Genomic DNA, 10,002 nt, shown 5'->3' with positions numbered 1-10,002 from the left:
CGGGGCGGTCGCGCCGGGTGCGGGCGAGTCAGCCGCCACCGCGCCCGACGCCCCGCCGCGCGATCCGCGCTACGTGCAGGCGTTGCTGCTGCCTCCGGGCCAGGACGCCGCCGCGCCCGATGCCGCACCGGTGCGCCTGCGCCCCGACACCGACTACCGCGTGCGCGTGCACATCGGCGCCGATCGCGGCGGTCCGCAGGTGCGGGCCAACGTCGCGCTCGACGAAACCCAACTGCCCGACGAACCCGAAGGCCATGACCTCACGCTGGCCTGGGTGCCGCTGTCGCCCGCACGCGACGCCTCCGGGAAGCGCACCCTGCCGCCGCCCGAATCCGCCGTCCTCCACCTGCCGCGCACCGGCGACAGCAGCCGCGCCGAGTTCACGCTGCGCTGTGGCGAGCACCCCGGCGAGTTCCGGGCCCGCCTGCTGGTGCTGCACGAGAACCGCGTCCTGCAAACCCTGCTGATGACGGCCGATGCCGGCGGCCGCTGCACGCTGGCGCAGGAGAACCGCTACGTGCCCGGCTTCGACAGCGCCAGCGCGGGCACCCCGGCCGACATCGCCTTCGTCATCAACGACAGCCCGGCGGGCGTGTCGGGCATCACGACCGTCGTGGGCGGCGCGGTGAGCTTCCGCGAGCCCGCGGGCATCAAGGCCTCGCTGCAGTCCCTGCGCCAGGCCGTGGCCACCAACGTGGTGGTCTCGGTGGGCGCCGAGGACGCCGCGCTGGGCAGCGAAGCCAACCTCAAGCTGATGCGCCTGCTGGCCAAGCATGGCGCCAAGATCCTGGCCGACCTCGCGCATTTCTTCCCGGGCGTGGGGGACTTTTCGTCGGCGGCGCGGGTGCAGGTGGTCGAGGCGATCGCCGAAGCCTTCTTCCCCGTGGAGTTCCTGTACGCGGGGCGCTCGCCGTTGCCCGAGGCGACGCTCTGCCCGAACGCGGCGGCGGCGCTGGCCCCCGGCGGGGAAGCGGTCCACGCCGGCTGCCCCCACCGCGACAGCCGCGACCACGTCTGCCCGGCGGCTTTCTGGGGCATGAGCAAGTGCATCGAGCGCCACGCCCACGGCGACGACCGGCACCAGCTGTCGGTGCCGACGCCCGGCGAGCAGCGCATCGGTCCCTTCACTTCGGCCCTGCTCGCCGCGAGCCAGATCGCGCAGGGTGAAGTGGCCGGGCCGAAGGGCGTGGCCGCAACCCTGGGGACACTGGTGCCCAAGCTCACGAAGGTCGACAGCTGGCGCGACTGGGAAGCCCGCGTCGCCGACACCGCGCCGGACCTGCTGGTGCTGCTGCCGCACACGGGCAAGTCCACCGTCGACCCCGCCATTCCCTCGCTGGAGATCTCGAACCTCTATCTCGACGCCGACAACATCGAGCCCATGCACGTGCGCGCGCCGACCCTGGCCCGCCCTGGCCCGCTTGTGCTGCTGCTGGGCTGCGGCACGTCCGTTGCCGAGATCGACTTCATGGGCACCGTGGGCCGCTTCGTGCGCAGCGGCGCCCCGATCGTGGTCGGCACGCTGTCGGTGATCCATGCCACCCAGGCCGCCCTGCTGGCGACGCGCCTGCTGCAGGCCACCGGCACGCCGGCACACGTCGCGCAGCGCTTCGACGAAGCCATGCTCGCCGTGAAGCGCTCGCTACTGGCCGAAGGACACGGCATGGCCTTCACCCTGGTTGCCTACGGCCACAGCGCCTGGCGCCTCTGACCCCCCGGAGCCGAACCGATGTTCACCATAGACATGCTCGACGCCGCCCACGGCGACTGCCTCTGGATCGAGTACGGCGATCCGGCGCGGCCCAAGCGCATCCTGATCGACACCGGGCCGGCCGCCACCTACGAGAAGCACCTGCTGCCGCGCATCCAGGCGGTGGTGGACGCCGAGGGCGAGTGCGTGTTCGAGCTGTTCGTGGTCACGCACATCGACGACGACCACATCGGCGCCTCGCTGCGCTTGCTCGACGAACTCGAACCGTCGGCGGTGCGCATCAAGGAGATCTGGTTCAACGGCTACTTCCACCTCTCCGACCAGGTCGACGGCCTGATGGGCCCGGACCAGGGCGAGAAGCTCAGCGAGCTGATCCGCCGCGGCGGCTGGCCCTGGAACCGGAAATTCGGCCACCGTGCGGTGATGGTGCCGCGCGAGGGCAAGCTCAGGACGTTCCGCTTCGCGGGCATGGCGCTCACCGTGCTTTCGCCCACCTGGGAAAAGATGCAGGTGCTGAAGAAGGAATGGGAGAAGGTGATCGTCGAGGAGGGGTTGGTGCCGGGCAAGGCTTACGCGCGCGAGGAACCGGTGCTGGGCGGCGGCTTCCTCGGCGACGACGTCGCGCTGCTGGCGCAGGTGCCCTTCAAGGAAGACAAGACGCCGGCCAACGGCTCGAGCATCGCTTTCCTGGCCGAGTACGGCGGCAAGCGCGTTCTGTTTGGCGCCGACGCCCATCCGTCGGTGCTGATCGACAGCCTGCAGCGGGCGCCGTTCCGGGGCCAGCCGCAGCCGGTCGAGGCCTTCAAGCTGCCCCACCATGGCAGCGCCAAGAACCTGTCGGTGCCGATGCTCGAGGCCTTCCCGGCCAACCGCTACCTGGTCTCCACCACGGGCGCGCGCTTCCGCCACCCGGACGCGGAGGCCATCGCCCGGCTGGTGGTGCATCGCGCCGGCGACGACGTGGCGATCTGCTTCAACTGCGAATCCGACCACAACCGGGACTGGGCCGGCGCCGGTCGCCGGCAGCAGTTCGGCTACCGCACCGAGTACGGCGCGCCGGGCGAGGGCCTGCGCGTGGTGATCGACTGACCTGGCCCGGAGGCCTGAAATGAAACGACTCGTGATCTGCGCCGACGGCACCTGGAACCTGCGCGACCAGGTGGATGAAAAGACCGGCAAGCGCCGCCCCACCAATGTCACCAAGCTTGCCCGCGCCGTGCGTTCGCGCGATGACAAGGGCGTGGACCAGGTGGTGGGCTACTTCGACGGCGTCGGCACCGAGGGCGGCATGGACAAGTTCACCGGCGGCGCCTTCGGCAAGGGCATCGAGGACAACATCCGCAACATCTACCGGTTCATCGTCTACAACTACGTCCCGGGCGACGAGCTCTACCTGTTCGGTTTCAGCCGCGGCGCATTCACCGTGCGCACCCTGGCCGGCTTCATGAACCAAGTCGGCCTGCTGCGCAAGGACGACGACTACTACGTGCCGGAGATCTACGGCTGCTACGAGAGCCAGCACGGCAAGGACAGCAAGGAGTGGGCGCACGCCTTCCGCAAGGTGAAGGACGCGCTGCCGGCGCCGCCGATCCGCATGGTCGGCGTCTGGGACACGGTGGGCGCACTCGGCGCGCCGGGCTTCATCGGGCAAGTGTTCAACGGCAAGAAGTACCAGTACCACGACATTTCGCTGGTGCCGCAGATCCAGAACGCCTACCACGCCATGGCCATCGACGAGCGCCGCAAGGCCTTCAAGGTCAATCCCTGGGAAAAGCCGGCGGGCTGGAACGGCGTGCTCGAGCAGGCCTGGTTCGCCGGCGTGCACAGCAACGTCGGCGGCAGCTACAACCCGGACGGCCTGGCCAACGAGGCCCTGCATTGGATCGTGGAAAAGGCCGAGGGGCTCGGGCTGCAGTTCGACAGCGACTACCTGGCCTGGTTCCGCCCCTGCTTCAACGCCAACCTCAACGACTCCATGACCCTGGCGTACAAGGCAATGGGCGCGGTGCAGCGGCCGGTGGGCCAGTACCGCGCGCACGGCGAGTGCCTGCACCGCTCGGTGCTCGACCGCCTGGCGCATGCGCCCTCGAACTACCGGCCGCCCAACCTGCCGGCGCCCGAGGGGCTGCAGGCGCTTCCCGTGGTGGACACGCGCCGCATCGCGCGCGGCACGCCCTGCTGATCAGCCGCCGTTCGGCACCAGTTGCAGCCGGCGTTCGCCGGGGAGCGGCCGCGGTTCGTCGAAGCGCACCTGGTCGCGGCCGCTGCGCTTGGCCAGGTACAGCGCCTGGTCCGCGCGCGACAGCCAGGCCGGCCAGTCGTCGCCGGGTCCCAGCAGCGCGGCGCCGATCGACACCGTGACCGGCCCGTCCGGGCCCACCAGGTTATCGCGCAGCTCGCGCTGCACTTTATCCAGCGCCGCGCGCGCACCCTCGCGGTCGGTGGCCGGGAACAGCAGCACGAATTCCTCGCCGCCGAAGCGGAACAGCCGGTCGCGCTTGCGGATGCAGTGCTCCACCAGCTGGGTGAACGCCTGCAGCACGCGGTCGCCGGCGTCGTGGCCGTGCAGGTCGTTGATGCGCTTGAAGTGGTCCAGGTCCACCACGGCCAGCGCGGCCGGCTGCGCCTGCTCCTGGTGCGTGCGCAGCACGTCGGCCAGCTCCACCTCCATGCTGCGGCGGTTGGCGATGCCGGTCAGCGGGTCGCGCGTGGCCAGGCCGACCAGGCGCTGGCGCTGGTACTCGGTCAGCGAAGCGAAGATGAGGGCATACAGCATCACCAGCGCCGCGCTCACCACGTAGGCGGTCGCCGCCATCGTGCTGGTGAACGGGGTCGACAGCACGCCGCCGACGATGATCAGCAGGCCGCAGGCCAGCGCCAGCCAGCGCGGTGCCAGCATGAAGTTGGCCAGCAGCACGGTGTAGGCCCAGAACAGGCCCGCGACGCCCAGCGCGCCTGGCAACACCGCGCAGGTCGTCGACACCACCACGGCGTTGATCGAGCCGGCCAGCAGGGTGCGTCCGGTGATCCAGGCGAAGATGGCGTTGCCGAGCATGGTCAACACCATCAGGGTGTCCACCGCGGCTACCACCCAGTCGCCCTGCAGCGCCCGGAAGATGGCGAAGGGAATCACCGACACCACGGTCAGCCCGGCGAACAGCAGGATCATGGCCAGCCGGATGTCGGCGCCGATGCGGACGATGAGTTTCGGAACCAGGCGCATGCGGGCCTCCCTCGGGGGCACGCATGGTGCTCGCCGCGGCGCTGGCCGTGGCGGGGGGCGCGGCGCCCCGGTGTCCCGTGGCCGAACTGTGCGCCGGAAAATCCGGCGATTCCGCGACGCAATGCCGGATTCCGCGATCTCCGCGCCGGCGTCCAGGCGCCGGTGCGCGGGATCGTGCGGTGGATCACTGTTCCTGGTCGAGGAACCAGACTTCCACTTCGCCGCTGGTCTTGAGGGTCATGGCGTTGCCGTGGCGGTCGAGCGACTTGCCCACCGGCAGCCGCACCCAGCCCTCGCTGATGCAGTACTCCTCGACGTTGGTGCGCTCGATGCCCTTGAAGCGCACGCCGATGCCGCGCTCGAGCACCGCCTCGTCGAAGTAGCGGCTGCGCGGGTTGATGCTGAGGCGGTCGGGAGGCGTGTTGCTCATGGCGGGGTCCTGAGGATCGGGGGCGCCATGATAACGACTCGGAAAGCGGCACGGCGGGGCGACGGCCGGCGGGCCTTAAGTGCGGTGCCGCACGATGCCGGGCCCGGCGCCTGCGTAAGGTCGGGGTGTCGGCGGCAAGTCCCTGCCGCACCGCGGTGCCCCCCGGCCCGCCACCCTGGAGAATCCCATGAAAAGCACCGCCCGGATCACCCTGCTGATCGCCGCCACGCTGCTCCTGTCGGCCTGCGAGGAAACCCCCGCCGAAACCCGCGATGCCGAGCGCGGCCAGGACGAGGTGGCGTGCAACGCCGCCGCCACCGCCGACTACGAAGCCGCCAAGGCCAATGCCGACGCCGACCTCGCCGCCGCCGAGCGCCAGTCGGACGCGCTTTCGCGCTGAACTCGACGGACCGGGGCGACCCGGCCCGGCTCGGCCCGCCGGCGCCCGCGTGGCGCCGGCCTTCCCCCCAAGGAGCCTCCGCATGAACAAGACCGCCCGCTCGCTCAACCACCTGGTCGAAGCCCTGAACGACGGCATCGACTTCCACCAGCACGCCGCCGCGGAATCCACCCATCCCGGGCACCGCGACCTGTTCCTGGAGATGGCCCGGATCAAGAGCCGGATCGCCGCCGATTTCAAGCTCGAAGTGGCCGTGCAGGGCAGTGAGCCGGACCAGGATGGCACCTGGCTGGGCAGCGTCCGCCAGGGCTATGCCGACCTGCGCGCCGGCATGAAGAAAGACTCCGACGACATTTACATCGCCGCGCTGGAAGCCCAGGAAGACCGTGTCCTCGAGGCATTCCGCGACGCCCAGGACAAGGACCAGCCCGACCGCGTCCGCGAACTCGCCGCCCGCTACCTGCCGGAGGTGCGGGAGATGCACGACCGGATGCGCGCACTCAAGAACGCCAAGGTTGCCTGACGCGGATCCCGCCGTTCCCGGGTGCTGCCGGGCCGCGCGACCACCGTACCGGAGTCATGGGCATTCGACGGCGGACCCTGGGGGCAGGTTCCGCCGTCTTTTTTTGGATGGCGGATCACGTCCCGCCCTCAGTCGGCGTGCAGGGCATGGCTTTCGAGGTAGCCGACGCGGAGCGCCGCGGCACGCACGTCGTCGCGCGCCTTGAGGGCCTGCCAGCGTGCCGTGGACTCCGCCTCCCCCGGCAGCACCGGCGGCCGCCGGAGCGTTTGCAGGTTCAACAGGGCGTCGGCGCGGGTGGTCTCGTCGTCGAGCTGGGCGATCAGCCGCGTGGCGGCCTCGTCCAGTCGGCCGGCGTCCACCAGGCCTTCGAGGAGGATGGTCGGGTTAAGCGCCTCGTTCTCCGCCAGGTAGGCCAGCGCGGCCGCCGCCGCGGCCGCGTCGTCCTCGGCCAGCGCGATGCCCAGGCGGGCGTAGCGCGCGATCAGCCGGCCGTAGGGGCTGAGCTGGCTTCCCAGCCGCGACAGGGCCTCGCGCGCGGCGTCGGTTTGTCCGCGCCGGTTATGCAGCAGCGCCAGGTTCAGGACCTGGCTGACGTTGTCCGCGCCGAACTCCTCGGCCCGGCTCGCGGCCAGCAGTTGCGCGGTGGCTTCCTCGGCGCGGCCCAGGTGCAGGAGGATCTGCGCGCGCTGGTTGCCCAGGCTGCCGACGTAGTCCATGTCCTCGAAGGGTGGCGCCGCCGGGTCCGCGGCGTCCAGGCGGGCCAGGGCCTCGTCGGCGATCGCCAGCGCTTCCTGGAACTCCCCGGCGTCGCGAAGCGCGCCGAGCTGCACCAGAAGCACGTCCAGCCGCTCCGGTGCCAGCAGCGCCTGCAGGCGCATCTCGGTGGCGTGGCGCGCCGCGGCGCGCCCGATGTCGAGCTCGGGCGCGTCCCGGTCCACCAGGCCGTCGAAGCGGCGATCGCTGCGAACCTGCACCAGCTGCAGCGGCGCGCGCAGGCGGGCGACCACTTCGGCTGCGCCTTCGCGGTCGCCGTCGGCCAGGCGCCGCAGCGCCAGGCGGTGCCACATCTCGTCGGCGCCGCCCAACTGCGGCAGGTCCCAGCCGGTCTCGAACAGCGCTTCGAGCAGCGCGCGCTCGGCGTCGCCGCCCCGGCGGGCACTGCCGAAGGCGAGCCAGACCTGCGGCCGCTCAAACACATCCATGCGGCCCGGCCAGCGCCGCGCGAGCGAGGCCATCGCCAGCGCGGCGGCGTCGAAGTCGCCGCGATCCATCTCCACCAGGGTCAGCCACGTCCAGCTGTCGATGTCGGTGGAGCCGGCCGCGATCGCAGCCCGGAACTGCTCGCTGGCAAGGTCCATGTCGCCGGCACGGGCGGCCACCCAGCCGATGGCCTGGTGCAGGCGCTGCCGTTCCATCGGCGGATGTTCGGCGAATGCCGGCGACGCGAGCTGCGGCCGCAAGAGGCGCAGTGCCCCGGCGAAATCCTCGGCCCGCAGCAGGGCGGCGACGGCCGTGAACGGATCGACCGCTGCTGCGTCCGGCGCCGGGGCGGCCGCGGCCTTGCGGTTCCCATCCCGGCCTACGGCCGTCTTCTCGTCTTGCCGGAGCTCGCCATCGGCGCGCGCCAGGGGTGACAAGCCAAGCGTCGCCGCGACGAGCAGGAGCGGGAGGATGCGGGGCATTCGGACTCCGGGGCATTGGGTTGCCGCCATTAAACCCCGGGCAACGGCATCCGGGGTATCCACCGGACGCGAAAAAAAAGCTGTTTTTTGCGATTTTGCACTTGGCGGCGCGCCGGACTTGCCCTACATTCGCCGTGCCGGAGGGATTTCCAGGCACCCCAACCACCCAAGAACCACGGGAACAAACAAAAATGGCTACCAAGAAAGCTGCAAAGAAGAAGGCTGCCCCGAAGGCCGCTGCCAAGCCGTCCGCCCCGAAGCCGATCAAGGAAGCCCTGACCAAGTCGGGCCTGGTCTCGCACATCGCCGAGTCCACCGGTGTCGCCGCGAAGGACGTCCGCGCCGTGATGGGCGCGCTGGAAGGCGCGGTGCACGGTTCGGTCAGCAAGAAGGGCGCGGGTTCGTTCACCCTGCCGGGCCTGCTGAAGATCTCGGTCGTCAACGTGCCGGCCAAGCCGAAGCGCAAGGGCATCAACCCGTTCACCAAGGAAGAGCAGTGGTTCGCCGCCAAGCCGGCCACCGTCAAGGTGAAGGTGCGTCCGCTCAAGAAGCTCAAGGACGCCGCGGCCTGATCGCCGCGCAATCGCGGCGCCGCAAGGTCGCCGCGGTGCGAGTCTATGCGGGGCGGGTCGCGCAAGCGGCCCGCCCCGTTCTCATTCCGGCGCCGGCGTGGCCTCCCGGGTGAACACCCGCAGCGGTTCACCGTCGAACTCGCGCAGGCCCCATTCGCGCATGCCCAGTTTCTCCAGCACGCGCACGGAGGCTTCGTTGCCCGGACTGACTATCGCCAGCACCTGCGGCAGCCGCAGCACCCCGAACGCGTGCGCCAGCACCGCCGCGCCCGCTTCGCTGGCCAGGCCCTGCCCCGCGTATCCGGGCAGGAAGGCATAGCCCAGGTCGGGCCGGGGCAGGCTTTCGCGCCGCACCAGGCCACTCATGCCTACCGCCGCGCCGTCGGCCTTCAGCGTCACTTTCCAGAGGCCATGGCCGTGTTCTGCGTAGCTGGCCAGCGGGCCTTCGCGCAGGTAGCGCCGGGCGTCGTCCAGGCTGCGCACGCCGCGGTCGCCGATGTGGCGCAGGAAACCCTCGGTGTTGAGCAGGGCCAGCACGAAGCCGGCGTCGTCCTCGCTCAGTTCGGTGAGGCGCAGCCGCGGGGTGTCGATCAGGAAAGAGGCCATGGCAGGGACCGTGCGGTGACGGTCCATTCAAGCCCTTGGCGGGGCCGGGCTGCAAGCGCAGCCGAGGGACGTTTCAGGGACGGGCGAGCGTCACCACTTCACGACCGTCCTCGATGCTTACCGACCGGACCATCGGCGGCGCGTCCGGGCGGGCCTTCTGCTGCTGTCCGCCGAGGCTGAGCGACTCGCGGATCACGATGCGGAAATTGACCGCCGCGCTGGCGCTGGTGCGCGAGGAAGACACGTGGCCCCCGGCCGGCTGGGCAGCGGGTTGGAAGGCTGCTTCGACGTTGCCGGCGAAGGCGACGAGGGCGAGGAGCAGCGGACCGAGGTGCTTGCGCATTTGCGTTCTTCCAGAGCCCAGGTCCACGCGCGGGAGGTGCGGTGGTTCCTTGGAACGCAGTCTAGGAAAGCGAATGCAGCGTGGATGCGCAGCGCCTCACAGTTGCAAGCTGTGGGATATCGCGCACGTTTTCAGCGGTTTTCCGCGCCTGCTCACAGTTCGTTCCGCGACTGCTTCACAGTTCGCGTGCGTTCCGTGCGCTGGATCACGCCACCGGAATGAATGCGGGCTGCATGGAATTCAACGAGGCGCATGACCACGCACGGACATCGCGTTCTCGCCAAGCACCTCGTGCGCCTGCAATTTGCCAATCAAGCGGCGGTAGCGGGTGGCGTCGAAAAAAAGCGGGCGCCACGAGGGCGCCCGCCTGCAGCTGCCGCAGTCTCCGGGTCAGCGGCGGACGCCCGCCTCGCCACGCGCCGAGGCCGAGGCGGAGGCGTCGACCGAGGCGCCGCGGCGCGAAGCCGAGGCATTGGCCGAAGCATCGGCCTGGCCGCGGGCCTCGGCGCGCG

11 protein-coding genes are annotated in these 10,002 nt (G+C 70.6%); 6 read left to right on the top strand and 5 right to left on the bottom strand.

What is annotated here, in order from left to right; translation table 11 throughout:
* From Q0C12_RS13655 to Q0C12_RS13645, 3 genes are all read left to right on the top strand, one after another.
* Positions 1-1,711: hypothetical protein (locus Q0C12_RS13655; protein ID WP_290891107.1), on the top strand; the 1,711-nt coding region annotated here is incomplete at its 5' end.
* Between the two features lie 18 nt (positions 1,712-1,729).
* Complete coding sequence (locus Q0C12_RS13650; RefSeq protein WP_290891105.1) at positions 1,730-2,800, top strand: MBL fold metallo-hydrolase; 1,071 nt, start codon at positions 1,730-1,732, stop codon at positions 2,798-2,800.
* Between the two features lie 19 nt (positions 2,801-2,819).
* Positions 2,820-3,893 (top strand): DUF2235 domain-containing protein, encoded by a 1,074-nt coding sequence (locus Q0C12_RS13645; RefSeq protein ID WP_290891103.1) that lies wholly within the window; start codon positions 2,820-2,822, stop codon positions 3,891-3,893.
* On the opposite strand, the gene Q0C12_RS13640 is transcribed toward Q0C12_RS13645, so the two are convergent.
* A complete protein-coding gene (locus tag Q0C12_RS13640; RefSeq protein WP_290891101.1) occupies positions 3,894-4,934 on the bottom strand; it encodes a GGDEF domain-containing protein in 1,041 nt (346 codons plus the stop codon).
* A gap of 184 nt (positions 4,935-5,118) precedes the next feature.
* Positions 5,119-5,364: a DUF3297 family protein gene (locus Q0C12_RS13635; protein ID WP_290891100.1), complete on the bottom strand. Its 246-nt coding sequence runs from the start codon at positions 5,362-5,364 to the stop codon at positions 5,119-5,121.
* A 187-nt stretch (positions 5,365-5,551) separates the two neighbouring features.
* On the opposite strand from Q0C12_RS13635, the gene Q0C12_RS13630 reads away from it, so the two are divergent.
* Positions 5,552-5,764 (top strand): hypothetical protein, encoded by a 213-nt coding sequence (locus Q0C12_RS13630; protein WP_290891098.1) that lies wholly within the window; start codon positions 5,552-5,554, stop codon positions 5,762-5,764.
* 82 nt (positions 5,765-5,846) lie between these two features.
* Positions 5,847-6,287, top strand: coding sequence for a PA2169 family four-helix-bundle protein (locus tag Q0C12_RS13625; protein WP_290891096.1), 441 nt, complete (start codon positions 5,847-5,849; stop codon positions 6,285-6,287).
* A gap of 128 nt (positions 6,288-6,415) precedes the next feature.
* Here the strand turns inward: Q0C12_RS13625 and Q0C12_RS13620 are convergent, their stop codons facing one another.
* A complete protein-coding gene (locus tag Q0C12_RS13620; protein WP_290891094.1) occupies positions 6,416-7,969 on the bottom strand; it encodes a hypothetical protein in 1,554 nt (517 codons plus the stop codon).
* 191 nt (positions 7,970-8,160) lie between these two features.
* On the opposite strand from Q0C12_RS13620, the gene Q0C12_RS13615 reads away from it, so the two are divergent.
* Positions 8,161-8,541, top strand: coding sequence for an HU family DNA-binding protein (locus Q0C12_RS13615; RefSeq protein WP_034210074.1), 381 nt, complete (start codon positions 8,161-8,163; stop codon positions 8,539-8,541).
* Between the two features lie 81 nt (positions 8,542-8,622).
* On the opposite strand, the gene Q0C12_RS13610 is transcribed toward Q0C12_RS13615, so the two are convergent.
* Together Q0C12_RS13610 and Q0C12_RS13605 are read right to left on the bottom strand one after the other, a co-directional pair.
* Positions 8,623-9,147 carry a GNAT family N-acetyltransferase gene (locus tag Q0C12_RS13610; protein WP_290891091.1) on the bottom strand — a complete coding sequence of 175 codons (525 nt, stop codon included), beginning with the start codon at positions 9,145-9,147 and terminating at the stop codon, positions 8,623-8,625.
* Positions 9,148-9,220: 73 nt separating this feature from the next.
* Positions 9,221-9,490, bottom strand: coding sequence for a hypothetical protein (locus Q0C12_RS13605; RefSeq protein WP_290891089.1), 270 nt, complete (start codon positions 9,488-9,490; stop codon positions 9,221-9,223).
* Positions 9,491-10,002 lie beyond the last annotated feature (512 nt).

The organism is Arenimonas sp. (assembly GCF_022842045.1).
In the GTDB taxonomy this organism is placed as follows: domain Bacteria; phylum Pseudomonadota; class Gammaproteobacteria; order Xanthomonadales; family Xanthomonadaceae; genus Arenimonas.
Note: the sequence above shows the minus strand (reverse complement) of the source record. Positions and strands in the feature narration are given on the sequence as shown.